This is a genomic window from Dietzia alimentaria 72 (assembly GCF_000226215.1).
In the GTDB taxonomy this organism is placed as follows: Bacteria; Actinomycetota; Actinomycetes; order Mycobacteriales; family Mycobacteriaceae; genus Dietzia; species Dietzia alimentaria.
Genome location: NZ_AGFF01000005.1, coordinates 97,423 through 124,273, shown reverse-complemented (window position 1 = coordinate 124,273; position 26,851 = coordinate 97,423). Strand labels below are relative to the sequence as shown.

Annotated in this window: 13 protein-coding genes; 2 read left to right on the top strand and 11 right to left on the bottom strand. The window is 69.4% G+C overall.

Annotated features, from left to right (window positions below):
- Positions 1-6: 6 nt before the first annotated feature.
- Together ON04_RS02060 and ON04_RS02055 are read left to right on the top strand one after the other, a co-directional pair.
- Positions 7-3,456 carry an arabinosyltransferase domain-containing protein gene (locus ON04_RS02060; RefSeq protein WP_010539914.1) on the top strand — a complete coding sequence of 1,150 codons (3,450 nt, stop codon included), beginning with the start codon at positions 7-9 and terminating at the stop codon, positions 3,454-3,456.
- A 22-nt stretch (positions 3,457-3,478) separates the two neighbouring features.
- Positions 3,479-6,808, top strand: a complete 3,330-nt coding sequence (locus ON04_RS02055) for an arabinosyltransferase domain-containing protein (RefSeq protein ID WP_010539913.1) — start codon at positions 3,479-3,481, stop codon at positions 6,806-6,808.
- 329 nt (positions 6,809-7,137) lie between these two features.
- On the opposite strand, the gene ON04_RS02050 is transcribed toward ON04_RS02055, so the two are convergent.
- The 11 genes from ON04_RS02050 to ON04_RS02000 form a co-directional block, all read right to left on the bottom strand.
- Positions 7,138-8,691: an acyl-CoA carboxylase subunit beta gene (locus ON04_RS02050; protein ID WP_010539912.1), complete on the bottom strand. Its 1,554-nt coding sequence runs from the start codon at positions 8,689-8,691 to the stop codon at positions 7,138-7,140.
- Positions 8,688-13,688, bottom strand: coding sequence for a polyketide synthase Pks13 (gene pks13 / locus ON04_RS02045; protein WP_010539911.1), 5,001 nt, complete (start codon positions 13,686-13,688; stop codon positions 8,688-8,690). The genes ON04_RS02050 and pks13 overlap by 4 nt, the downstream gene beginning before the upstream one ends.
- Before the next feature lie 90 nt (positions 13,689-13,778).
- Positions 13,779-15,731: a long-chain-fatty-acid--AMP ligase FadD32 gene (gene fadD32 / locus ON04_RS02040; protein ID WP_010539910.1), complete on the bottom strand. Its 1,953-nt coding sequence runs from the start codon at positions 15,729-15,731 to the stop codon at positions 13,779-13,781.
- A gap of 172 nt (positions 15,732-15,903) precedes the next feature.
- The gene (locus ON04_RS02035; protein WP_033443963.1) at positions 15,904-16,869 is read right to left on the bottom strand and encodes a cutinase family protein; all 966 of its coding nucleotides are present in this window, start codon (positions 16,867-16,869) and stop codon (positions 15,904-15,906) included.
- Between the two features lie 119 nt (positions 16,870-16,988).
- Positions 16,989-17,492 carry a DUF732 domain-containing protein gene (locus tag ON04_RS02030; RefSeq protein WP_010539908.1) on the bottom strand — a complete coding sequence of 168 codons (504 nt, stop codon included), beginning with the start codon at positions 17,490-17,492 and terminating at the stop codon, positions 16,989-16,991.
- Entirely contained in the window at positions 17,489-19,486 is a 1,998-nt protein-coding gene (locus ON04_RS02025) for an alpha/beta hydrolase-fold protein (RefSeq protein WP_010539907.1), read from the bottom strand. The genes ON04_RS02030 and ON04_RS02025 overlap by 4 nt, the downstream gene beginning before the upstream one ends.
- Positions 19,487-19,740: 254 nt before the next feature.
- A complete protein-coding gene (locus ON04_RS02020; protein ID WP_010539906.1) occupies positions 19,741-20,874 on the bottom strand; it encodes an alpha/beta hydrolase in 1,134 nt (377 codons plus the stop codon).
- 185 nt (positions 20,875-21,059) lie between these two features.
- Positions 21,060-23,057 carry an arabinofuranosyltransferase AftB family protein gene (locus tag ON04_RS02015; RefSeq protein ID WP_010539905.1) on the bottom strand — a complete coding sequence of 666 codons (1,998 nt, stop codon included), beginning with the start codon at positions 23,055-23,057 and terminating at the stop codon, positions 21,060-21,062.
- Positions 23,058-23,073: 16 nt separating this feature from the next.
- The gene (locus ON04_RS02010; RefSeq protein WP_010539904.1) at positions 23,074-24,111 is read right to left on the bottom strand and encodes a decaprenyl-phosphate phosphoribosyltransferase; all 1,038 of its coding nucleotides are present in this window, start codon (positions 24,109-24,111) and stop codon (positions 23,074-23,076) included.
- Positions 24,108-24,731: a phosphatase PAP2 family protein gene (locus tag ON04_RS02005; RefSeq protein ID WP_010539903.1), complete on the bottom strand. Its 624-nt coding sequence runs from the start codon at positions 24,729-24,731 to the stop codon at positions 24,108-24,110. The genes ON04_RS02010 and ON04_RS02005 overlap by 4 nt, the downstream gene beginning before the upstream one ends.
- Positions 24,732-24,747: 16 nt before the next feature.
- Positions 24,748-26,754, bottom strand: coding sequence for a glycosyltransferase (locus ON04_RS02000; RefSeq protein ID WP_010539902.1), 2,007 nt, complete (start codon positions 26,752-26,754; stop codon positions 24,748-24,750).
- Positions 26,755-26,851 lie beyond the last annotated feature (97 nt).

Here is a 26,851-nt window from a genome sequence, read left to right as displayed (position 1 = left end):
CGTGAGATGACGACACGAACCGCGGGGGACCGTGCACGGTCCGGCGACGACGACGAGGTCCACGACGCCGACCGTGAACGACCACTCGGACTACACCCCTACCCCGGCATGGACCGCGACCGCCGATGGGCGGTCATCACCGGGTTCCTCGGGGCGTTCCTGGCAATCCTGGCCGGCCTGCTCCCCGTCGAGCAGGACACGACCCGTGTGGACTGGACGGCCGGGCCCGACTACGCGTCGGTCACGGCACCGCTGGTCTCCGGCCGGCCACTCGATCTGACCATCACCGCGCCCTGCGGACCCCTGGCCGAGGTACCCGCCAACACCATCATCTTCTCGACGCTGCCCGACGGGGCACCCGGCCGGATCTCGGACGGGCTGGTCGTCCAGCGCGTCACCAACGCTGCCGGCGACTCGGTGCTCGAGGTGGCGGTCCGCAATATCACTCTGCTCTCGGTCCCGGTCTCCACGCTGCGCGACCCCGCCTGCGAAGCGCTGCGTGTGCGGGCCGAGACCGGCATCCTCACAGCCGAGTTCACCGGTCTCGAACCAGATCCCGACGGTGTGGAAGACCCGGTCAGCGCCGCCGTCCCCGGCACCATGCGTCCGCAGGTCACCGGCGTGTTCACCGACCTGACCCCCACCACCGCACCCGACGGCCTGGGCGAGTCGACGGTCGAGGTGACGGTCGACTCCCGCTACTCCTCCAGCCCCACCACGATCAAGCTGCTGCTGATGGTGATCGGCGTCCTGGCCACCCTCGCCTCCCTGGTGTTCCTGCACCGTCTCGACCGAATCGACGGACGCTCCGACCGGCGATTTGTTCCGCGTTCGTGGCTGCGACTGTCGGGGGTCGACGGCGTGGTGATCGGCGTCCTGGCGTTCTGGCACCTCGTCGGCGCCAACACCTCCGACGACGGCTACCTGCTCACCATGGCCCGCTCCGCCGGCCCCAGCGGGTACATGACCAACTACTACCGCTGGCTGGGCTCACCCGAATCCCCGGTCGGCTGGTACTACGAGATCCTCCGTCTGTTCGCCGAGGTCTCCACCGCCAGCCCGTGGATGCGACTGCCCACGCTGCTGTGCGGCATCTTCGCGTGGCTGATCATCAGCCGCGAGGTGGTGCCCCGACTCGGCCGCCTGGCCCGCACGTGGCGTGGACCGCGTTGGACCGGCGCCGCGGTGTTCCTCGCGTTCTGGATGGCGTTCAACAACGGACTGCGCCCCGAGCCCGTTATCGCCCTGGGTGCCCTGCTCACCTGGTCCCTGGTCGAGAGGTCCATCGCCACCCGCCGGCTCGTGCCCGGAGCCGCCGCGATCGGCGTGGCTGCGTTCTCCCTCGGTGCCGGGCCCACCGGCCTCATGTGCGTGGCCGCCCTGGCCGCGGGTGCCCGCGAGTTCATCGGCATGGTGCGCAAGCGTGCGCAGGTGGTGGGTTGGGCGCCGATCCTCGGTCCCGTCCTCGCCGTGGGTCTGGCGCTGCTCTACACGGTGTTCGCGGACCAGACGATGGCCGCCGTGCTCGAGGCCACCCGCATCCGCACCGAGCTCGGACCCAGCCTGCCCTGGTACGGGGAGAAGGAACGCTGGGAGGCACTGTTCGGGGTGTCCGCCGACGGTGGCGTGGCCCGCCGCTTCCCCGTTCTGCTCATGCTCATGTTCCTGGTGCTGGTCTCAGCGGTCATGCTGCGGCGCGGCAGGATCCCCGGCGCAGCGACCGGGCCGTCCCGGCGACTCGTCGGCGTTATCGCGGGATCGCTGCTGTTCCTCGTGTTCACCCCCACCAAGTGGACCCACCACTTCGGCGTCTTCGCCGGACTCGCGGGCGCACTGGCCGTCCTCGCCGTGATCGCCCTGCGTTCCTCGTCCGTATCCCTTGCGCGCAGTCGCTGGCTCGTGTGGGCGGCGCTGTGCCTCGTCGTGGGCCTGTCCACCGCCACCAACAACACCTGGTGGTACGTCTCCGACTACGGAATCCCCTACTCGGACTCCTTCCCCGCCGTCCTCGGGGTCCAGGTGCAGTACGTGGCGTTCATCGGCGGGTTCGTGTGCCTGCTCATCGCCGGGCTCATCCACTCCGGGGTCGTGCCCGACGAGCCCGGGGCAGCCCTCTGGCGTCGCCTCACCACGGTGGCGCCGTTCCTGCGCCGGTCGGCGGACACACCCGCGGCGCGCCTGCGAGATCAGGGCCGCACCTCGGCCGACGCCGTCGCTCTCTCGACTCCCGGCGGCCCGCACGGCCGGGTCCGGTCTCCCGACCGTAATCCCGGCATCGGCGGTGCCCCGTTGACGGCCGTGGCGTTCTCGGTGGTGATCTTCGAACTCGTCTCCGCCGTGACCGCGGTATTCGTCCAGACCCCCGCCTACACCGTCGGGCGCGCCAACATCCGGGCGTTGTCCGGCGAGCCGTGCTCGCTGGCGGATTCCGTGCTCGTCGAGGAGGACTCCAACGACGGACTGCTCCGGGCGGTCGGGGCGGGCCCCGACATCTCGCTGGGCGCCGGTGTGGTCAACGGGTTCGCGCCCAACGGCCTGCCCGACTCGATTACCGTCGACAGCACCGAGTCGTCCGGCTCCCTGGCCCAGTCCGACTCCGACGAACGCGACCCGGACGACGGTGTCGACGCGGGCACCACCGGCGGCCGCGGCGCGGTCACCGTCAACGGCTCGACCGTGGCACTGCCGTTCGGGCTCGACCCCGACACCACCCCGGTCCTCGGCTCCTACCGACGCGGCCCGCAGGTCGCCGCCGATCTCACCTCGGCCTGGTACGAGCTGCCCGCTCGAAGCCCCAACCGGCCGCTGCTCGTGATGGCCGCCGCCGGCCGTATCGGCCCCGACTCGCTACGGATCGAATATGGTCGCCCGGGCCGCGTGGGCGCCGCCGGCCCCACCGACTTCGAGGTGTTGGGTTCCATGGCCCCCGTCGACATCGGCCCCGCCCCCGCCTGGCGAAACCTGCGGATCCCGCTCGACCAGATCCCCGATGAGGCCCAGGTCGTGCGCGTGGTAGCGGAGGACGGGAGCCTCGACCCAGACCGCTGGCTCGCGGTGACCCCTCCACGGAACCCGCGTCTGAGGACCCTCCAGGAGGTCGTAGGTTCGGACGACCCCGTCCTGATCGACTGGGTCGTGGCGCTCGCCTTCCCCTGCCAGCGGCCGTTCATCCACAACGGTGGCGTCGCCGAGATCCCCCGCTATCGGATCCTCGCCGACCGCGAATCCTCGTCCGCCGCCAACTGGTGGCAGAGTGCCGGCGGCGGCGGCCCACTGCTCTGGACCACCCAGACGGTCGAGGCGGTCACCGTTCCCACATACCTCGACCACGACTGGTCCCGCGACTGGGGATCGCTCCAGCGGTTCGAGCCACTGGACCCGGACGCGACCCCCGCCGAGCTCGTTCGGGGAAGCGAGCGCCGCTGGGGCTGGGCCGCACCGGGGCCGATGAACTGATCGTGGCCTAGAATCGGCGGTCGTGTCAGACTCTCCCGCCGCCTCCGGCCCGGTCGCCGCCGACGCCCGTGTCGCGAGGCTCCGCCTCGTGGCCATCGTCAGTGGCCTTCTGGGCACCCTGTGCTTCCTGTCTCTGCCTTTTCTGCCGGTCTCCCAGACCACCTCGACCGTGCAGTGGCCGCAGAACGGAACGCTGAATTCCGTCACCGCGCCGCTCATGGCGCACTCCCCGCAGTCCGTCACCGCGACCGTGCCGTGCACGCTCGTCTCGGAGCTGCCCGAGAGCGGCGGGATCCTGCTCTCGACCGCCCCCGCGGGCGGTGAGGAGGCCGGGGAGCGAGCACTGTTCGTCCGCGCGTCCTCTGACACCGTGGACGTGGTCTCCCGCAACCGGGTGATCGTCTCCGCCCCGCGCGAGCAGGTTGCAGCCGGGGACTGCACGCAACTGCGGGTGATGGCCGGGCCGACCTTCGTCGAGGCGGACTTCGAAGGCATCGAGGGCGCCGCCCGTCGCGTCGACGCCAATGACCTGCGGCCGATGGTCGTGGGTGTCTACACCGACCTTGCCGCCGACACCGCCGCTCCCGCCGGCCTCGACGTGACCGTCGACGTGGATTCGCGCTTCACCACCGACCCCACGGCCCTGAAGTGGGCGGCCATCGTGATCGGCCTCCTGTCGACCGCCGTGGCCCTGTGGGCGCTGCACGGCCTCGACCAGACCGACGGTCGTCGATCCCTGCGCTTCCTCCCCCGCGGCTGGTTCCGAATCCGCCCGCCGGACGTCGCCGTGGTCGGCACCCTCGGTATCTGGCACTTCGTCGGTGGCAACACCTCAGACGACGGCTACATCCTGACCATGGCCCGAGCCGCCGACCCGGCCGGCTACATGGCCAACTACTACCGTTGGTACGGCGTGCCGGAGTCCCCGTTCGGCTCGCCCTACTACGACCTGCTGACACTGTTCTCACACGTCTCCACTGCCAGTCCGTGGATGCGCCTACCCGCGCTGATCGCAGCCATCCTCTGCTGGCTGGTCATCAGCCGCGAGGTCCTGCCCCGACTCGGCCGAGCCGCCCGCACCACCCCGGTGGCCGTGTGGAGTGCCGCCGCGGTGTTCCTGGCGTTCTGGATGGCGTTCAACAACGGCCTGCGCCCCGAGCCCGCCATCGCCTTGGGAGCACTGCTCACCTGGGTGTCCGTCGAACGCGCCATCGCCACCCGTCGAATGTTGCCGTTCGCGGTGGCCGTGATCATCGCCTCGTTCTCGCTCGCCACGGGCCCCACCGGACTCATGGCCGTTGCCGCCCTCATCATGGGGTTGCGTGCCGTCGTGCGCACCGTGGTGGTGCGTGGCCGCCAGGTGGGCTCGTACCTCGCCCTGGTGGCCCCGATCCTGGCCTCCGGGACGATGGTCTTCATCAGCGTCTTTGGCGTGCAGAGCCTCGCCTCGGTTCTCGAGGCCATCCGCGTCCGCGGCGAGATCGGCCCCAACCTGCAGTGGTTCGAGGAATTCGTCCGCTATTACTACCTGATGATCCCGACGGTCGACGGCTCGCTCGCCCGCCGTCTGCCCGTTCTGCTGGTGCTCCTGTGCCTGGCTCTGGTCATCGGCACCCTGTTGCGCCGCGGCAAGGTGCCCGGCGCCGCCTCCGGCCCGGTGTGGCGTCTCGTCGGTGTGGTGGTGGGCACCGCGTTCTTCATGATGTTCTCCCCCACCAAGTGGACGCACCACTTCGGTGTCTACGCAGGCATCGGCGCGGCAGTCGCCGCCCTCGGTGCACTCGCGATCTCGGCCTCCGCCGTCCGCACCGCCCGCAACCGCACGCTGTTCTTCGGTGTGATCCTCATGGTGTTGGCGGTGGCGTTCGCCGGCCCCAACGGCTGGTGGTACGTGTCGAGCTACGGACTCCCATGGTGGGACAAGGCCCCGAGCGTCCGAGGCGTCGACGCGGCCACCGTGCTCCTGGGGCTGGCGGTGCTCACCTTCGCCTACGCCGGGTGGCAGCACCTACGCCGCGACTACACCGGGGACCAGGCCCCCAGGACCTCTGAAGGCCGCCGCAGGATGCGGACGTTCGCGGCAGCGCCCATCGCCGTCGTCGCCGGTCTTCTCGTGGTGTTCTCCATCGCCTCCTTCGCGAAGGGCGTCCAGAAGCAGTTCCCCGCGTACACGGTCGGTGCGGGCAACCTCTCCGCACTCGCGGGTAATCCCTGCATGCTCGCCGACCGCGTCCTGGTGGAGCCCGACGCCAACGCCGGGATGCTCGACCCGCTCGACGCCACCCCTCTGCCCGACGGCAGCATCGACCCGCGGGACCGCGCAGCCGCAATCGACGCCGGGGAGAACACCGCCTTCTCGCCCGACGGTGTGGCACCCGATCTGTCCGCGGACGCGGTGGTGTCCGACCCCGGCGCCGCCAACACCACCTCCGACCCCGGCGGCGGCCCGGCCGTGAACACCGGTCAGAGCGCCGGCACCGGAGGCGGCAGTGGCACCGAGGGAGTCAACGAGTCCACTGTGGCGCTGCCGTTCGGACTCGATCCCGCCACCACCCCGGTCCTCGGATCCCACCTCGTGGGCCCGCAGCGCGAGGCGAGCCTGGAGACCGGCTGGTACCGACTACCCGAGAACCGGGAGTCGCACCCGCTGCTCGTCATCTCGGCCGCCGGGCGGATCGGACGCTACGACGCCGACGGCCTCTTCAAGTACGGCCAGGACGTGGTGGTCGAGTTCGGCCGGTCCGGCGAGCCCGGTTCCGGTGCCGAGATGGTGGGCGAGCCTGTCGTGCCGTTCGACATCGGCCCCGCCCCCACCTGGCGAAACCTGCGCGTGGACATGAACGACGTCCCCGCCGACGCCGACGTGATGCGCATCCGCGTCGACGACCACGACCTCACCCCCGACCAGTGGGCAGCCATCACGCCGCCCCGTGCACCCGAGCTGGTGACTGTTCAGGAGATGGTCGGATCCGATTCGCCGGTCCTGCTCGACTGGGCCGTGAGCCTGCAGTTCCCGTGCCAGCGGCCGTTCTCGCACCACGCGGGCGTGGCGGAGCTCCCGGAATTTCGGATCATGCCGGACCGTCCTCTCGCCGTGAGCGCCACGAGCACGTGGATGTCGTACGAGGGCGGCGGTCCGCTCGGCTGGGTGGAGACCGTCCAGCGGGCACGCACGATGCCCTCGTACCTGCGCCACGACTGGAACCGGGACTGGGGCTCGATCGAGGCGTACACCCCCCTGGGCACCTTCCAGGACGAGCCTCCGACGCCCGCTGAGGTCACCACCGGCACCGAGACGCGCTGGGGCTGGTGGAAGCCCGAGGGACCGATTCTGGTAACCGACCCGGAGTAGCACCGGCAGGGGCGCGGCTCACGCTGGTGCCGCCCCCCGCCGGGCCTCGAGCTGACGGGCCGCAAGTCGCTCGCCACGGGTCGCGGGTCGCCGCTCAACGGATCCGCCACCGTTCATGAACTCGGGCGGCCGCTTCGGCGGTGGCGAGAGTTCATGGACGGTAGCGCCTATGCGTCAGCCGTACAGGCGCGGGTGCGGATGCCCGGGCGGGACGGGCCGGCAAACGCGGCGTGAGCAGGCGCGGGTGCGGATGCCCAGGCGGGCGCGGCGGGACGAAGCGGGACGAGGAGGAAGTGGCGGGCGACGGGCAGAACCGGCCGGCCGCCGGGTCACATCGGGGCGATCGGGTGCTTACGCGGGAGTTCGTTGCGGACCTTGTCCCGCAGCTGATTGAGCGCACCGCGCAGCACCAGACGGGTCTGCGACGGCTCAATCACGGCGTCGATGTAACCCCGCTCTGCGGCGGTGTACGGGGTCGCGATGAACTCGTTGTACATGTCGATGAGCTGCTTGCGGAGTTTCGGTCCCTCCTCGGGGCCCGCCTCCTCGATCTGACGGCGCTGCAGCAGATCGACCGCGCCCTCGGCTCCCATCACGGCGATGCGGGCCGTGGGCCAGGCGAAGTTCAGGTCGCCACCGAGATTCTTGGACCCCATCACCGCGTACGCCCCGCCATAGGCCTTGCGGACGACAAAGGTGACCTTGGGGACGGAGGCGGCGACCACCGCGAAGCCCATCTTGGCGCCACGGTGGATGATGCCGAGCTTCTCCTGCTGCACGCCGGGCAGGTATCCGGGCGTGTCGACCAGATAGACGATCGGGATCGAATAGGCATCGCAGATCGACATGAAGCGTGAGGCCTTCTCCGAGGCATCGATGTCGAGCGCCCCGGACAGGTGCAGCGGTTGGTTGGCGACCACACCCACGGACTCACCGTCGACGCGGGCGAAACCGGTGATCATGTTGGGGGCGAACTGCCCCGACGTCTCCATGAACTCCCCGTCGTCGAACATGCGGATCAGCACGTCGTGCATGTCGTACGCCGCGTTGTCCGAGTCGGGGATGATCGAGTCGAGTTGCAGGTCCGACTCAGTCGGCTCGGGCTCGAGGCCCGGATTGATCAGTGGCGCCTTCTCGGCGGCCGAGGACGGCAGGTAGCTCAGCAGGTTACGCACGTACATGAATGCTTCGTGCTCACTCACGGCCACGTGGTTGACGTTGCCGTTCTTGGCCTGCACCAGGGCCGACCCGAGATCCTCCATCGAGATCTCCTCACCGGTGATCTTTTTGATGACGTCCGGGCCGGTGATGAACATGTACGCCTGATCCTGGACCGCGACCACGAAATCCGTGGTCACGGGCGCGTAGACGGCGCCGCCCGCGCACTTGCCCAGCATGATCGAGATCTGCGGGACGTGCCCGGACGCAGGGTACTGGCGCCGCGAGATCTCCGAGTAGTAGGCCAGCGAGGTGACGGCGTCCTGGACACGGGCGCCACCGGAGTCGTTGATGCCGATGATGGGGCATCCGACCTTGATGGCGAAGTCCATGATGGCGCAGACCTTCTTCCCGAAGGCCTCCCCCACGGACCCGCCGAACACCGTGTTGTCGTGGGCGTACACGGCCACCGGGCGGCCATCGATGGTCCCCCGGCCGGTCACCACGCCATCGCCGAACGGATTCGTGGCGTCGCCGGGGGCCTTGGCCAACTGGCCCATCTCCACAAAGCTCCCCGCGTCGAGGAGTTCGTCGATGCGGACCCGCGGCGGGGTCAGACCCGCGGCATCCCGGCGGGCCTTGGCCCGTTCGCTACCCGGGTCCTGGGCCTCCTCGGTCTTGACCCGCAGTTCCGCCAACTTCTCCGCGGTGGTCTTCGCCGTCACGCGTCCGATTCCTTCCGTACTCCCGCGTCGAGCTCGGAGAGCCGACGCGCCAAATGCTTACCGACCGTACCGACAACCGGCTCGTCGACCACCGCGAGGTGGTCTCCTCTCAGTTGTACGATCTCGAGATCAGTGACGATCCCGGCCCAACCGCCGTCTGGATCGACGTGTGCGTAGCGCGGCTCCAGCTCGATCGCGCCGCCGTGCATGCGCTCAGCACGGTAGAGCACGAAAGGCACCTCGGCCCCCACTCCCGCCCACGAGGACAGATCCGCGCTCTGCAGGATGCGGTTGTCCACGAAGCTGGCGCGCTGGTGCTCGATCACGCCCCCGCCCATGGCGTTGGCCTCCGCGCCCAGAGCCCCGAGGAGCATACCCAGGACGCCGTCCTCTCCGTGCTCGGCCAGGAATTCCCGCGGGACCTCCACGTCGAGTCCGTAGGTGCGCTTGGCGAAGTCCGAGTAACGCTTCCAGCGCGCCTCGGCCTCGTCGAGGGTGTCCGGGATGGGTTCCGACGGCTGCACGGTGTCCAGCAGGGCGACCAGAGCCACCTCGTCGCCGGCGAGCCGCAACTGCCGCGCGACCTCCACCGCCAGGGCGCCACCGAATGACCAGCCACCCAGGGCAACGGGACGACCGGCGGCGAGCTCGCGGATCCGGTCGAGGTAACCGGCGGCCCGCTCTACCAGCGGGCCCTCGGTGCGCTCGACCCCGTACACGGGGTTCCCGCCACCCAGACGGTCGACGAGCGGCTCGTAGACGAACGATGAGCCACCGGCCGCGTGGAACAGGAACAGCGGGGTCGCCTGGGCTGTGCCCTCGGCGAGCACGCGGATGTTGCCTTCCACCGCGACCTCGGTGAACGGCCGCAGTAGGTCCGCGATATCGGCGATGGTCCCCGCAGCGGCCAGCTGGTCGACCGTGATGTCGCCGCCGGTGCGATCCGACAGCCGCGCAGCCAGTGCGGACCGGGTGGCGTCGTCGATCGCGGGCAGGGTGCCGGTCACGCCGGGCGCGGCCGCGCCGGTCACCACGGCCCACGCACCGAACGCCATGCGCTCGGTGTCGTCACGCGGGGCGATGGACACGGCGTCGCCGCCCGCGCCCGCACTACTCGGAGAGCCGGCGTCCGCGCCGTCAAACGAACCGGAAGTGGCGTCGTGGTCCCGCAGCGCGGCAACGTCGACCGCGCCGTTGCCCTCGCCACGAGCCTGCTGCGCGGCCAGCTCGCCCACCTGCTCGGGGTTCTCCACGGCGAAGCGGACCATCTCGGCGACATCGTTCAACGACGCGTCACGCATGGCCTGTAGCTCGAGCGGCGGAATGGCGAACTCGTGCTCGACACGGTTCTTGATCCGGACCGCCATGAGCGAATCCAGGCCGAGATCGAGGAGCGGGAGCTCCCGGGGCAGGTCGTCGGGGCTGTACCCCATCGAGGAGCCGATGATCCGGGCCAGACGGTCGCCGATCTCCTCGCCCGAGTCGGGGGTCCAGCGGTTGTCGGCCTCGTCGTCGTCACTCTCCACCACCGGCGCGTCGGACTCGGCCGACACGTAGTGGGTCTCCGGAGCACTGTCCGGGTCCACGGGAGTACCACCCGTCACCGCGCACTCCGCGACCAGCGAGAACGCCGGGGCGGCGGCGGTGCCGGTGTGCGCGTGCACCCGCAACGACGCACCTCCCGGGTGGGGCGTCATGGTGGTGGTGACCGTGCCCGCCGCCGGCAGCACGCCGGGGCGGTTGACTGCGGTGAGGGTGGCGCCCTCGACCACCGACGCGGCGGCCGAGGTCATCAGCGCGTCCACACTCGGAACCACCTCGGCACGGACCTGCCACGCGTGGCGACCGTCCGGGAGAGCGACGTACGAGCCGGGCATGCGGCCCTCGCCCGAACCGCCCCCCGCAGTGACCGTGGGCCAGAGGGTGCGACGCTTCCAGGCGGTCCCCGGAACCTGTGCGTATCGCCCCGGACCGGTGACGTGCCCGTGCAGCATCTCCACCACCGAGGGCATGTCCACCTCATGGCCGTGGACGTAGAGCTGGGCGATCGCGCTCAGCAGGGTGTCCGCCTCGGATTCCTTGCGCTTGAGCGTGTACACCAGGTTGGGCTCCATCAGCCCGGCGTCGAAGCACGTGGCCGCCACGGACATCGCGGCCACCGGATTGGGCGCCAGCTCGAGGAACGTCACGTAACCGGCGTCGACGGCCTTGCGGACCGCCTGCGTGAACCACACCTGGTGGCGCATGCCCTTGACCCAGTACTCCTCCGCGTGGATCGGCTCGTGGCCGGCGCGGTAGAAGGTCTCGCGGTCGACGGAGGAGAACAGGCCGGAGGTGAGGGTGCGCGGTTCGAGGCCGGCAATCTCCGCAGCCAGCTCACCGAGCAACATGTCGACGTCCGAGGTGTGACCGGCGCCCCGGACCTGGAGCTGCCGGGCGAACTTACCCTGCTCCTCGACCCAGGCCACGAACTCGGCGACGGGCTTGGCGCGGCCGCCGACCGTGGTGTGGGTGGGCGCGGCGTAGACGGCCGGCTCGATGGAGGCGAACTGCGGGTTGTCGGCGATGATCTGCGCGACCTCGTCAGCCGAGTATTCGACCAGCGCCATGGCGCCGGCTTCGGCGTCGGAAACCTGCCCCTCGGCGTCGCCCATGAGTCGCGAGCGCACGCAGATCACGCGCACCGCGTCCTCGAGGCTGAGACCACCGGTGGCGTACGCAGCGGCCACCTCACCCATCGAGTGGCCGATCACGGCCTCCGGCTTGGCGCCGAGCGCGCGCAGCGTGTCGATCAGTGCCACCTGGATGGCGAAGATCCCGACCTGCGCGTTCTCGACCTCATAGGTGACCGAGTCGTCGAGGAACAGCTCGACCATCCGGTAGCCGGCCTCGAAGTCGATGAGCTCGTCCACCGCGTCCAGGCAGTGGGCGAACAGCGGGTTGGACAGGTAGAGCTCCTTGGCCATCTTGCGGTGCTGGGCGCCGAAGCCCGAGAACACCCAGACGTCGCCGGTGCCGGCGGGAGCGTCGGCGCTGAACACGCCGGGGCCGGGGTCACCGACGGACAGGGCACGCAGTCCGGCGACGAGTTCGGCGCGGGTGTGGCCCACCACGGCACCACGGGAGCGCCCGTGGTTGCGGGCGGCCAGGGTTCGCGCGACGGCCCCGAGATCCACCGAGTCGTCCTGCGCCTCGAGCCAGTCTGCGATCTGCCCGGCCGTCGCCTTGCGGCGCGACGGCAGCGACCCCGAGACCACGAGCACGGTGGCCGCGGCCCCCGCGACGGAGGTGCCGGTGGTCGCGAGCTCGTCGGCGTTGCGGATCACGGCGTCGGAGACGCTGCGGGCGACGTCGTCGACCGCGGTGTCGACGGCCCCCACCGGTGCAGGGGCCCGGGACGGTTGGTACTCGGCCACCACGACGTGCGCATTGGTGCCGCCGAAACCGAATCCGGAGACGCCGGCCACGGCCCGACCGCTGTAGCGGGGCCACGGAGTGGTCTCGGTGACGACGCTGAGCCGGGCGGCATCGAAGTCGATGTACGGGTTGGGGCCCGCGAAGTTGAGTGTGGGTGGGAGCGCGTTCTTGCCGATGCCGAGGATGACCTTGGCCAGGCCGGCGGCGCCGGCAGCCGACTCCATGTGGCCGAAGTTGGTCTTGGCCGAGCCAAGCAGCGTGGGGCGGTCCGCGTCGCGGCCGCGGCCGAGTACCTGTCCCAGCGCCGTGGCCTCGATCGGGTCCCCGAGGATCGTGCCGGTGCCGTGTGCCTCGATGTAGTCGACCGTCTTGGGGTCGACGCCGGCGTCGGCGTACGCCTGGCGCAGTACCGCGACCTGGGCGTCGGGGTTGGGTGCGGTCATGCCGTTCGACCGGCCGTCCGAGTTCACCGCGGACCCCTTGATGACGGCGAGGATCTCGTCCCCGTCCCGTTCGGCCTCAGACAGACGCTTCAGGATGAACACACCGCCGCCCTCGGCGCGGCAGATGCCGTTGGCGTCCGAGGAGAAGGCCTTGATCCGCCCGTCGGGGCTGAGCGCGGCGCCCGTCTTGGCGAAGCCCATCGTCGCGGCGGGCGCGAGCATCATGTTGACGCCACCGGCCACAGCCAGGTCCGACTCGTGCAACCGCAGGGAGTTGACGGCCTCGTGGACCGTGACGAGCGAAGTGGAGCAGGCCGTGTCGAGCGTCATGGAGGGCCCGCGGAAGTCGAACGTGTACGACACCCGGTTGGAGATGATCGAGTTGGAGGCGCCGGTGACGGCGTACGGCGAGGCCGCGGCGGAGTCGGAGGTCAGGAATACCTGGTAGTCGCTTGAGGACGATCCGATGAACACGCCGACCTCGCGACCCTTGAGGTCGCTGGCGGGCAGGTGCGCGTTTTCCAGAGCCTCCCAGGTGAGCTCGAGGGCGAGCCGCTGCTGCGGATCCACCATTTCGGCCTCACGGGGACTCATACCGAAGAACTCGGCGTCGAAGTCGCGAACCTCGGAATCGTCCAGCCAGCCGCCGCGGTCGGGGGCCTCGGCCAAGACCTGCTGGACGTACGCGTCACCAGCCCACTCGGACCAGCGGGTCGCCGGGCGAGGTGAGGTGGCGTCGCGGCCGGAGGCGAGCAACTCCCACGTGGACTCCGGGGTGTCGGCCCCTCCCGGGAAGCGGGTGGCGAAGCCGATCACGGCCACGTCGAACTCCATGCCGGCGCCGCGCTCGCGGAAGGTGTGCAGATCGGTGGGTTCGTCGAGCTCGGCCGGTCCGTTGACCACGTATTCGGCGAGGGAGGCGATGGTCGGGTGCTGGTAGGCGACGGTGGCGTCGAGGGGCCGACCCACGAGGTCCTCGAGGTCGGCGGAGAGGGTCACGGCGTCCCTGGACGAGAGTCCGTACTCCTCCAACGAGCGGTCATCGGTCACCTTGGAGAGGTCGAGGCCGGTGGCCCGGCAGACCCAGCCCCGCAACCATTCGCGGAGCTCTACTACCGTCATCTCACTCTGTGCCATCTGAGCGGCTCGCCTTTCCTCGGGTGTCATCCGGTGTGTCCCGCGCGGCGGGGCACCCGTGGTGCCTTCGACCGTCCCGGTCGCCGGGCGCTACTGCGTCGGCAGGTCGGGGAAGGCGGTCTGCTGGTGGCCACCACGCAGTGTGCCGTCCACATAAGCAGCCTTGCACGCGCGCCGCGCGATCTTGCCGCTCGACGTGCGCGGGATGGATCCCGCCGGCACCAGGATCACGTCCTGGGCCGTGACCCCGTGCCGTGCGGAGATGGCCGAGCGGACCGCATCCGCGATGGGCACCGGGTCCGCCTTGCCTGCACCGGGAGCGCGCTCGCCCACGACGACCAGCGTCTCCGACGAGTCATCGGTCGCGATCTCCTCACCGTTACGGGCGTCGATCGGCAGCTGGTTGGCCGGCACGGCGAACGCGGCGACAAAGCCGGGCCTGAGCGCGTCGGAGGCGTCCTGCGCCGTGTTCTCCAGATCCTGCGGGTAGTGGTTGCGGCCCGCGACGATCACAAGATCCTTGACGCGTCCGGTGATGTAGAGCTGGCCGTCGACGTAGGCGCCGTAGTCGCCCGTCCGCAGCCAGCGCCCGTCCTCGGGGACGGTGCCGAACTCGCGCACGGTCTTGGACCCCTCGGACAGCCGCTCGGTCAGGAGATTCCCGAACGTGGCGTGCGACTCCTCCGGGCGATCCCAGTACGCGCGACCGATGTTGGTGCCGTGGAGCCAGATCTCACCGACCCGCCCCTCGGGGAGTTCGCGCCCGGTCCCATCGTGCTCGCCGGCCTCGTTGACGTTCGCATCGACGATCGTCGCCCACTGGCTGGGCGCCACAAAGCCGCAGGCGACCTGCGGGATGGCCTCGTCGTTCCCGTCGACCTGTGACTCGTCGAGAACGGTCATGACGCCTTTGTTGAGATCGCCGCGGTCGACGTGGATGACGATTGCCTCGTCGTTCTTACGCGGGGAGGAGACGAAGAGTGTCGCCTCAGCCATGCCGTAGGACGGCTTGATGACCGTCGGCGCCAGGCCGTGGGGTGCGAACGCCTCGTTGAACGCGCGCATGGAGGCCGGCGTGACCGGCTCAGAGCCGTTGATGATGCTGGTGACGCCCGACAGGTCGAGGGTCTCGCCCTCGCGGGGCAGCCCGCGACGCGCCGCGTGCTCGAACGCGAAGTTGGGTGCGGCGGCGAACACACCGTCGACCCCCTCCTCGGCCGCCATCTCGGCGAGCTGGTTGACCCACCGGCCGGGCCGCTGCACAAATGCGCGGGGGCTCATGACCGTGATCGTCGCGCCACCCATCGCGGGCACGATGACCTTGAGCAGACCCATGTCGTGGAACAGCGGCAGCCAGGTGACACCGCGCGAGTCGCGGGACAATCCGAGACCGTCGAAGAGCTGGATGACGTTGGTGACCACGTTGCGGTGAGTGATCTCCACGCCCGCGGGCACCCGGGTCGAACCCGAGGTGTACTGCAGGTAGGCGATATCGTCGGCACCCAGCTCCGGACGCGTCCAACCGGTGCCGAGCTCGTCGGGAATGGCGTCGACGGCGACGGTGCGCGGCCGTTCGCGGGCGGGCAGCTCACGGAAGAGCTTCCTTACGCCGGCGGCGGATTCGGTCGAGGTGAGGATGACCGCCGGGGCACAGTCCCCCAGGACGGCGTGAAGACGGTCGTGATGACCCGGCTCGTCCGGGTCGAACAGCGGCACCGCGATGAGGCCCGCGTGGATGGCGGCGAAGAACGACACGATGTAGTCGAGCCCCTGCGGCGCGAGGATCGCCACGCGGTCGCCTGGCTTGGCCACCTGCTGCAGACGTGCGGCGATAGCGTAAAGCCGGTCCCCAAACCGCGACCACGTCAGTTCCTGGACCTCGCCGTCACGCGTGCTGGAGTAGTCCATATACCGGTAGATCAGATGATCAGCCGACTCGTCTTGTCGAGCCGCGGCCACGTTGAACTCGACGAAGTCAACCAGGGTGGTGCGATCGGGGATGATGATCGCCCCGCTGGCGTCGTGGTATTGCTCGAACTCCACGTTGCTCCGTTCCGATCCGTTTCGATTGGTCGACGTCGTCGACCGCGGAGATGCCGGGTGAACTGACGACAGGCTTGATCGATCCTACAGCGTGCCCCAGGGCACGCCCGAACTCCGAATCATCCTTCTCGCCAGGCGTGTCGTCGCGACACCCGACCCCGGGGCAGCGTGATCACTCGTGGGCGATCTCCGGGGCGTCGTCGACGAGTCCTCGTACGTGGTCGATAGTCCACTCCGGCACCGTCGTTCCCTCGATCACGTCCGGGTTCGTGGCATACATCGCGTGGATCGCGTTGTTAGCCAGGAACTCCTGGAACCGGGCTGCGCCGTCGACCACGTTGAGCGGCGCGTTGCAGATGAGGTCGCGCGAGTCGCAGATCTGGGCGGTGCGGTCGTCGAGGACACCGAACCCGCCTGGTCGCGGTCCGGTCATCGTGGCCCCGGCGATGAGCTGGGTGAGCCCGGTGGCCGGCTGCAGTGAGATCTCCATGCCCTGCCCGTTCCCGGGCGAGAGCCCGGGCGACTGTCCTTCGCCGGGGATGCGGCGGCCATCGGCGATGAGGACGCTGCCGCGCACCAACTCGGCCGGGATCGGACCGTTACCCGTGCCGATCTCGCTCGTGAGGTCGCCGGCGATCACCGCGCCCTGGGAGAAACCCAGCAGGACGAACGAGGTGTAGGGGCAGTGCTCGTGCGTGGCCACCAGCTGGGCGCGCGCCCGATCAGTGCCCTCGGCACGGCTCTGGTCGTAGGTGACCTGGTCGGGCTGCTGCGGATTCCGGAACTGAGCGATGTACGGGACGGTGAACACGCGCAGTCTCTCGCCCGGATACTGCTCGCTGAGCGGATCGGTCACTGTCCGCAGTAGTGCGTTGGGCAGGAACGTGGGAGTGAACGGGTCGTCTGTCGGACTGCTCTCCCATGTCCCCGGGACGGCGATCATCTCCACATCGGGACAGTCGGCGGGCTGGGACCGCTGCGGCACATCCGGACCCGGCCCGGGACCGTCGGGCCCCGAGGGGAGCCCGCGTTGACCGATCCACCAGCCGATCCCCAGCACCAGCAGGACCACCATGATGAGCGCTCCGACTGCGCACCCGAGACGGCGGCCACCTCCAGCACGTGATCCACGAGCCACGATACGAACTCCTTCCCGACCAGCCCGCACGGTGCGGCGGAGGGTCGACGACAGGTTCAACGCCCGGCGGGCCCCCGGGGTTCCGGAGACGCCGCCCGGGTGTCCGGGCTCACGACCCGCTACGGGCAGAGCTGACCGGCGGCCGCGTCGACGACGGTGCGCGAGAGCTCGTCGACGCCGCGGTCGGAGTACCCGCCCGCCGAGATCTGTCCCGCCACGGCGTCGGCGATGGTGGTGGTCTCCCCCGCCGCCCCGCCGGTCGTGCGTATGCGGCAGATGGTGTTCCCCGCCGCTACGAGCGCGTCCGAGAGTTCGTCGGTCTCGATCCCCTCACCCTCGAGCACCGCGAGGTAGCCGCGTTCGCGCGCTCCGATGGCGGGACTGGTGAATCCGCTGGAGTCAGTGGCAACCGGTGCGGGAGCCTCGGTGAAACGTCCGGAGTCCTCGGACGCCGGGACCCGCGACGACGGCGAGCCCGCGCCGCCTGGCGGTGGCGCCAACGTCTCGGAGTCGGGGACGCCGGAGACGGTCGAATCACCTCCGCCGCAGGCGGTGAGCATCCCTCCCGCCATGAGCAGTGCTGCCACCGATGCGGTGACCCGGGCGGCGCCGCGGGGCCTCACGAGATCTCCGCCCGGCCGCCGGACACCGTGATCGTGCCGCCTTCGAACTCCATCACCTGGCCGTCCCGGGTGTTGCGCAGTCCGCTGGTCGGGTAGCCGAGCCGGCCGCGCTCGTAGTCGACCGTGCCCCAGGCATCGAACACCGGTCCCCGCGGCACCACATGGGCGCCGGTGCTCCTGGACCAGTAGATCGCGCCGCCCTGGAATCGGCTGAATGCCCCGTTGCGGGTGCTCAGCGCGATCTCGTTGGTGGTCGGGTAGCCGAGCTCCGAGTTCTCCGCCCCGGCTTCGCGGTAGGCCTTGAGGATCGAACCCTCGACGACCTTCGGTCCGGTTTCCTCGGACCAGTAGACGGTGCCGCCGGAGAACCCTTGGACCGCGCCCGGCTTATTGGGGTTGGCGATCTCGTCGGTGGTCGGGTAGCCCAGATCACCGCGCTCGGAGCCCTGCTCCTGCCACATGGTCCGGATCGCGCCACGGACCGCGTGCGCGCCCGTGGTCGGCGACCAGTAGATGGCACCGTTCTGGAACGTGGAGAAGCGCCCCTTGCCGTCCGGGGTGGCGGTCTCGCCGGAGGTCGGCAGGCCGAGTCGACCATCGGGGCCGCCCTCGGCCTGATAGGCGGCGCCGATGGCGCCGAGGACCGAATGGGCGCCGGTCTGCGGCGACCAGAAAACCCGGCCGAAGCGGAAGTCGGTGGCCTTGCCGCCACGGACGTCGTACTCGCCCGTCAGGCACGGACCGAGGCCCGGCTGCCGCTCGGCCACCCTGGCGATCTCGCCGGCCGCCGCGCACGGGGGCTCAACGTTCTCGATGCCGACCGCCGCCGCGTACTGCGGCCAGGCCTGCGTCATCTCGAACTGCCAGTACGGCCAGGTGTGGGTGCCGGACGGCCGGAAATTCGCCGTGACCTGGGCGCCGGACCCGCGGGCCTTGTTGACGAAGGTCTGCGTGGTCATCCGGGACAGCAACTCGAGGCCGTAACCGGGGAAGTTGGTGGGGATGCCCGGCAGCCCTGAGGGCTGGTCCCACGGGCCGGTGTTGCCACTGCCCGCGGAGACGTACAGGCTTTGCCCCTTCATCTTGTCGGTATGGAGCTTGGGGTCCTGCTCCAGCCAGCGGTCCGAGCCCAGCGGCCCCCACATATTCTCGGCGGGGTAACCGCCGGCGTCCTGCATGGCGACCTTGACGGCTTCGGGCATCCCGAAACTCGTGGTGTCCAGGAAACCCGAATAGCTCGCCGCGAACTGGAAGTGATCCGGGTAGCGCTGGGAGAGCATCATGGCGGCGGTGCCGCCCATGGACAATCCGGCCACGCCGTGCTTGTCGTTGACGCGCCAGTCACGGGCCAACAGAGGCGGCAGCTCCTCCATGAGGAACGTCTCCCACTGGTAGGTCGACCCCTTGGCGTCGCCCACCCAGTCGGTGTAGAAACTCGACTCTCCGCCGACGGGCAGCACGATGATCGCGTTCTTGGCGTCGAAGAACTGGGAGATCTTGGTCTCCAGGGTCCACCCGCTCGCGTCGGCGCGAGCGCGCAGTCCGTCGAGCAGGAGCAGCGACGGGTAGGTGCGCTCCGGTTCGGCGTTCCACTGGGCCGGGAGCATGAGTTGCACCTGGACGGCCTGCTCCATGGCGGGCGACTGCACCCACAGGGCCACGCGATTGGCGCTCTTCCACTCGACCTTGTCCAGCCGGACGCCGGACGGCGGGGTGGTCGGCACCCGCAGCGTCGGCGCATCAGGGGTGTTGGCCGGGTTCGGCGCCGGGGTGGCCTGAGACGGCGATACCTGCGCGGAGGTGGCCCCGGCGGGGCCCGCATCGGCCCTCGGCGCCTCGGCTCGAGTCGACTCCGCCGGGCTGGCCGGCGTCTCCTGAGCCGCCACGACCGGGGTCAGGACGAGTCCGGAACCGACAACACCCACGACGAGTGGGGCCGCGAGGAGGGACGCCCACCTGGAACGGGGGCTCGCGTGTGCGCTGGGGGTCGCCATGGTGTTGTTCTCTTCCTTGCCGCGTCGTCTCGAAATCTGTCATGGGGGCGGGCCACATACGCCTGTCCCACCTGTGTCCGAAGCCCGGGTCCGCGGCGCGTCCGTGAGTTCCCCTCCCACGGCCGAACCCGGTGGTCACAAACGACCGGGGCCCCGCACGAGAATCTACGCGCGGGGCCCCGGTGTGACGGGTGAGGACTCGCTGTAAAGGGGCGAATCCACCATTATTCAGTCGTCAGGTCCAGCGGGCCAGCTCAGTAGCCCGCCCAGGCGCCGGCGTTCATCACCTTCAGGATCTGCTCCGAACGGGCCGCGATGAGGTCGTCGTTCCAGTAGCCCCATCCGTGGACGCCGGTGGTGCGGTACTCGAACTTCGCCTGGTTCGGTGCCGCGTTCATGGTGTTCTGGAACGCGAGGGTCGAGCCACGTGACAGGCCCTCGAGGATGATGCCGTTGAACGTGTTGAACACTGCCTGGAGGCTGGTGGGCTGGTCGTACTGGCCCGGGATCGCGGATCCCGCGGTGACGTACATCGGGATGCCGCGCAACTTGTCAGCCTTGAGCAGCGGGTCGTGCGCGCCCCACTCGGGCGAGCCCGGCAGTCCCCACATGGCGAACGGGTCGCACTTGCACTGGTCGAACATCGCCAGCGGGATCATGGTGTACATACCGGGGGCGGTCGGATTCATGTAGCCGGAGAACACCGAGACCTGCTTGAACTGGCCCGGATGGTCAGCAGCGAGGGTCGCTGCGGCGGAGCCGCCCATCGACAGTCCGGCGATCGCGTTGTTGTCGCGATTGACGCCGAAGTGCGCCGCCAGATAGTTCGGCAGCTCCTCGGTGAGGAACGTCTCGTACTTGTACTCGAGCAGGTTGCCACCCAGGTTGATGGGCCGCTGCCAGTCGGAGTAGAAGGACACCTGGCCGCCGACGGGCATGACCAGCGTGATGTTGTCCTGCAGGAAGGTGCGCTGCGCCTGGGCGTCGTGGGTCCACGCGTTCCAGTCGTCGCGGGCGCGCAGGCCGTCGAGCAGGTACAGACCGGCGTTGCCGCCGAAGCGGGCCGGCTGGACCTGGACCTTGATCGGCCGTTTCATCGCCGGGGAGTAGACCTCACACAGCTGGACCCACGAGCGGACCGGATCCCACACGCAGCCGGGGCGGAGGTTACTGCGGAAGCCAACAGGGTTCTCGTCGCCGGCTGCCGGACGGAAGGCTGCGGCGGCGGGTGCGGGCCCGGCCGAGCCGGCGGAGCCGAGGCTGGCCGACGAGCCCTGCTCGGTCGCCTGCGCGGCGACGAGGGCCGGGGCGCCGACAACGAGGCTTGCGGCCGTCGCCAGGGCGGTGAGCCCGGCGGCGAACCGGCGCCGGAGGGTTGACTGGGACATTCGTTGGTTCCTTTGTTCGTTCCTGGTGCCCCGGGGGCATCGGTGACGTCCATCGGACCGGCCCGCCTAGCGGAAGACCGGAACTGCGACATCGATACTGTCGCGCATTATGGGACTGGTGTTACAGGTCAGGGACCTAATCGTCCCCCTACTGTTATCGTTCCGAGACAACAACGTGGGCAACACTACCGAGTGCCCTGGTACTTCTCCACATTCTCAGGCATCGGTAATCCACACCTCTGCACCTCATACGCAGGGATTCTGTTGATCCGGTACTCGGCGAATGAGAATGCATTAACGAGGTTCGACCAGCGCCGTTCCAGGGTCAGAGGAGCCGAGTACGACTCGATCAGCGCCTGTGTCGCGGGACACTGCAGCGCTACCTCAGCCTGATTGACCCAGTTGACGTCGATCCACCGCGGGAAGTTGGTAGGATCCTCGACCACTCCCGTGTGCGCGAGCACCCAGTCGTACGGCAGGAACTTGTCGTGCCCGATCCGGCCGTCCTCCATGCGGTCGGTGTGGGCGGCCAGAGGTGCCGCCAGACCCACCGTGTCGTAGACGTCCACATCGAGTGGGAGGTTCATGCTTGTCATCCCGAGGTTGAGGAACACGACGGTCTTATCCGGTTCCTCGGGCAGCTCGAACGGCGCCAGGCCCGGCATCGGGCGGTCATAGGCCACCACGTCCCAGCGGTCCTGGAACCCCGGAACCGGCAGGAACACCGCACCGGTGCGGTTCTGTGCGACATCGCGCACCAACGCCCGCATCCGCGGGAAGTCGAGGTAGTCATCCGCCAGCAACGGGTGACGATGCCCGGTGCGCTGGATGTAGTACTGCCGCTCGTCGACGATCCCCGCCGCAGTGATGGCCTCGGGCGCGTCGCGGAACGGATCCTGAGTCACCTCTACGGCCACCGCCCAGCCGATGACGACGACCCACGCACCCAGCACCACGGGAACCATCACCCGGCGCACGGACGCGTCCGCAGCCCCGCGGGCGGGACCGATGGGCAGGGGCACGACGGAGACCGGGAGAAGAAAAAGGAACAGGGACGGCAGGAGCACCCGGCCGTGCATGAAGTCCCCACCTACGCGGGTGACGTACAGCAGCATGATGAGTGCGACGCAGAGGAATGCGACGGTGACGACCGGGGTTGATCGGGCACGACCCCGCAGGCGGAGGAGCAGTCCGTCCTCGTGGGACTCCACATCCGCGTTCGCGTCTGCACCAGCGCGCCCGGCCACGGCCCACAGCATCACCAGGCCGGTGATCAGTACCAGCGCGAGCGGCAGCAGCAGCGTGTACGGGGCGAGCAGATCCCACAGGTACTCGACGCCCTTGTCCCACTTGGACCCGCCGGCATCCTTCGCCACGGCCGTCAGCGGGTAGGGCAGCGCGTAATAGGACATGCGCCACGCCTGATAGAGCACCGGGACCACGCCCGCGATCGCGACCAGCCACCCCAGGTGCCACCACGTCTGCCGGGCGGCCGCCAACAGCCCCAGAAACACCACCGCGGCCAACGCCATCTCGGGTCGCACGAGCGGACCCAGGCCGGCGAGGAACGCGATCGCGGCGGTCTCGGGAGCGGGCAGATGGAAACGTCCCTCAAGATGCTCCGCGCGCGCCCAGCGCTGCAGCCCCAGCCACATCAGCGCGATCCAGCAGATCACCAGACCGGTCTCCAGTCCGGAGGACGCGAAGTCCCGCGCTGGCGGCAGCATGACGTACACGATGATTCCGAACGGCAGGAGGAGCATCGGCGAGCCCGCGGGCGCTCCCCGGGTGCCGCGATACATCACGCGGGTCCCGAGCATCGCGCACATCACGGCGACCATGCTCAGCGTGAGGGCCAGGCCCAACACGACCAGCTCGAGTCGGTATCCGACCACCTGGTGGGTCAGATAGACGAGGTAAGTCCACGCCGTGGAGGTGTTGGACTCGACCCGTTCACCCGCGTTGAACACCGGGCCGTTTCCGGCCACCAGGTTCCGGACAGTGCGCAGGACGATGAGTCCGTCGTCCGCGATCCATCTGCGCTCCCAGGCGCCGGCAAAGAACACCGCCACCACCGCGAGCAGGCCCGCCCAGAACGCAAACTGACCACCGCGCCCCTCGCGCGGGGCGTCGTCGGCGTGAGGGGCTCCCTCCGCCGGACGCTTCTCCGTCACCCCCGACATCGCCAGGCCAGTCGGGTCAAGAGAAGGACGGGACGAGGTAGACGCCGATCACCACGGTGAGCACCCACAGTGCGGCGAGGACCTGCAGGACGCGATCGCCGAGCGCGATGTCCTCGGGCTCACCGGCCTGCGCTGCATCCACGTCGACCGCGTAGCGCAGGACGGCGATGGTGAACGGCACGATGGAGATCTGCAGCCAGATCGCGGCGCCGGCCGGTTGCGTCGGGTCGGAACCTCGGTCATAGGCCCACAAGGCGTAGCAGAGTACGAGGACGGTCGCCGACAGAGTCCAGACGAACCGCAGATAGGTGGGCGTGTAGCTCTCCAGCGCCTTGCGGATCTTCGCCCCGGTCTTCAGGTGCAGGCTCAGCTCCGCGTACCGCTTACCCGCGGCCATGAACAGCGAACCGAACGCCATGACCAGCAGGAACCACTGGGAGATCTCGACCTCGGCCGCCGCACCACCCGCGACGGCACGCAGCAGGAATCCCGAGGAGACAAACGCGATGTCGAGCACCGGCTGGTGCTTGAGTCCGAAGCAGTACATGAGCTGCAGCACGATGTATACGGCCACGACGATCGCCAGTGCCGGGTGCGTGAACACGACCGAGACCACGAGGGCGGCGATGATGAGGACCACGGCCATCGCGTAGGCCAGCCCCACGGGCAGCACGCCCGCGGCGATGGGCCGGAAACGCTTGGTGGGATGCGCGCGATCCGCTTCCACATCCAACGCGTCATTGATGAGGTAGACGCTCGAGGCCGCCATACAGAACGCCACGAATGCGATGAACACCGAGAAGAGGACGTTGCCGTCGGTCAAGGTCTGGGAACCGGCCGCAGCGGGGGCGGCGATCACCAGGACATTTTTGACCCACTGACGAGGTCGGAGCGCCTTGATCATCGCGTCGAGGAGATTCTTGGGCGGCGCACCCTTGGAGTCCACCTGTGCGTCCTCGACATCGTCGATCTCGTTGGCCGTATGTGGTTCGGCACCGAAGAGCTGGTGATCTCCCCCGCCCCGGGCTGCCGGGGCTCCGGTCTGATCGGTCATCGCTTCTCCTCGGGATTCTGGGTGGTGCCTGGGCCGGCCGCCCTGTCGCGCAGTGTCTCGGGCAACACGCGCTGAACAGCCTCGGTGGGCCAGACCGCGCGGGTGAGAGCCGCACAGCCCGCTCCTACCGCGGCACCGGCGAACACATCAGAAGGGTAGTGGACTCCCAGCACGAGCCTGGACGCGAGCATCACCGGCACGAGCCCGGGGCCGACCGGGACACCGCTGACCGAACCCGCGAGCAGCGCGAACGCCGTGGTCGAGGTCGCGTGCGATGAGGGAAAACTGAGCTTGGAGGGGGTGCCCACCCCCACGGTGACCGCCGGATGGTGGGGGCGACGACGCCGCACGACCCTCTTGATCACGACGGAGGTCGCATGGGCACCGAATGTGCCCACACCGACCATCGCCCACCGTCCTCGGCGTTCGGGGTCCGCCACCATGCCGGCGGCCGCGATCCCCATCCAACCCAGCGCGTGCTCGCCGACGTGGGAGAGCGTCACCGCCGCCTCGCGGGAGCCCGGCACGGCCAGCAGCCGCCGCTGGATCGCCGCCAGCAACCGCACCTCCCCGAGGGGTACGGCGATCTCGACATGCGGGGTCTCGGTGGCGTCGTCCACTGCGGCTCCTCCGTTATCAGGCGTCGAAGACACGGCCCCAGGCCTCCTTCGTCACAAGTTCGGCATGGGCGTCACGGTAGCGACGACGCATCTCCGGGAACCGGCGATACAGTTCGCGGTGCACGGCTGCCGACTCCTTGAACAAGGATGCTGCCAGTTCACGATCGCGCTTGCGGTACACGACCCCGCGGCCGTCTGCGGTCGTGACGGTGGCGCCGTCGACCCGACTCAGTGAGTACCAACGCGCCTCGACTGGCGGGAAGTTGGCTTGTGGGACCGCGTGATGGAACTTGTCGTCCGCGCTCAGGCTGTGGACCAGCCCCTTGGCCAGCGCCACGGCCTTGCGCACCTTGCCGCGCGGCTCGGAGTGGATGCCCGCCGGGCCGCCCGTCGGCGCGGGCAGATCCACGGCGGACGGGATCACCACCGCGTCGGAGTACTCCGACCGCATGTCCCTCACCTTGGGCAGGGCTGTGGGCAGCAACTCGTACAGCGCCTCGGGCCCGCGTAGGAAGTCGCGGATCGCCTCGATCTGGATGGCGACGGTCGAGTATTCGAGGCACACCAGATGCTTGACCAGTGCCTTGAGGCTGGACTGCATGATCCCCTTGGTGTCGCCGTCGTGGTAGATCGAGGCCACCACCAGGCGATTGCGCAGGTGGAAGTACGCCTGCCAGTCGATCGCGTCGTCCTTGTCCGACCACGCCATGTGCCAGATCGCCACGCCGGGCATAGAGACGGTGGGGTGGCCGGCCCGCCGGGCGCGGAGTCCGTATTCGGCGTCATCCCACTTGATGAACAGCGGCAGTGGCTGGCCGATCTTCTCCGCCACCACCCGCGGGATGAGGCACATCCACCAACCGTTGTAGTCCACGTCGATCCGACGGTGCAGCGGCTTGGGGTTGTCCCGATCCGTCAACTGGTAGGTCGAGAAGTCGTAGTCGTAGTCCGCGTGCGGAGCGGCGGTCCACATGAAGTCGTGCGCCCCCACCACCTCGCCCATAGTGTGCAGGTGGCTGCGCTCCTGCAGGTTGAGCATCTGCCCACCCACCAGCATCGGGACGGTGGAGAACCGTCCGAAGGCGAGTGCCCGCAGGATCGAGTCGGGTTCGATCTCGATGTCGTCGTCCATATAGAGGATGTACGGGGAGTCCGTCAGCCTCCTGGCCTCGTACATGATGCGGCTGTAGCCGCCTGATCCGCCGAGGTTCGGCTGGTCGAAGATCCGCAACCTGTCGCCCAGATCGTCCGCCGCCTCCGCGAAACCCGGCTCGTCACGGACCTTCTTGTTGCCCTGGTCGGGCATCAGTACCGCGTCGATCACCTCGTCCACCTGCGGGTCCGAGGTGAGCGCCCGCAGCGCCGCCACCGCGTCGCCGGGCCGGTTGAACGTGGGGATACCGATGGTCACGCGGCGGTCGTTGGGGACCTGTACCGACGGGTCGGGGCGTCCGTCCGGACCGGCATCGGCGCGGGTGGCGGGGGCGTCCACCGCGGAGTACCAGCCGCCGGCGAGCAGCTCGACATCGGTGTCCGAGGTGAGGTCGAACCAGATCCACCCGCCGTCCTCGAAGGGCCCCAGGTCGCAGACGAACTCGACGGTGGTCACCGAGTGGGCTCCGGACTCGCCGGACTCACCCACCACGTCGCCGGTGATCGCGATACGCGAGCCGTCGATCTTGGAGCGGTACAGGTCAATCCGGCCGGCCCCCCGGACGGTCAGCCGGAGCACGACCTCGTCGAGGACCGTCCAGCGCCGCCAATACGCCGCGGCGAACGCGTTGAAGTAGGTGGCGAACGAGACCTCGGAATCCGCACCGATTTCGACCGAGGTGCGGGTCGAGGAGTGGGCGCGACGCACGTTGGTCGACGCTTCTGCCAGGTAGAGGGAACGGACGTCCAGGGGTTCGCCGGCCCGCGGAAGGATGATCCGCTGGAGGCACTCCCGGCCACGTGGGTCGGCGAGAGCGTCGACCGACCGCTCTACCTCGTCGACCAGATGGTGGTGGCCGTGATGTTCCATATGCGCGTGTCCCCGTCCCGACGGCCGGGGGCCGCCCTCGTCCATCCTGCTGCGCCTCCGGGCCGCGCATCGCGGGACGAAAGCCGGGTCGATCGTA

Bases quoted from the DNA above. Each gene is read 5' to 3' on its own strand.
- ON04_RS02060 (WP_010539914.1), top strand. From the start codon at position 7: ATGACGACACGAACCGCGGGGGACCGTGCACGGTCCGGCGACGACGAC.
- pks13 (WP_010539911.1), bottom strand. From the start codon at position 13,688: ATGGCACAGAGTGAGATGACGGTAGTAGAGCTCCGCGAATGGTTGCGG.
- ON04_RS02025 (WP_010539907.1), bottom strand. From the start codon at position 19,486: ATGGCGACCCCCAGCGCACACGCGAGCCCCCGTTCCAGGTGGGCGTCC.
- ON04_RS02020 (WP_010539906.1), bottom strand. From the start codon at position 20,874: ATGTCCCAGTCAACCCTCCGGCGCCGGTTCGCCGCCGGGCTCACCGCC.
- ON04_RS02015 (WP_010539905.1), bottom strand. From the start codon at position 23,057: ATGTCGGGGGTGACGGAGAAGCGTCCGGCGGAGGGAGCCCCTCACGCC.
- ON04_RS02010 (WP_010539904.1), bottom strand. From the start codon at position 24,111: ATGACCGATCAGACCGGAGCCCCGGCAGCCCGGGGCGGGGGAGATCAC.
- ON04_RS02000 (WP_010539902.1), bottom strand. From the start codon at position 26,754: ATGGAACATCACGGCCACCACCATCTGGTCGACGAGGTAGAGCGGTCG.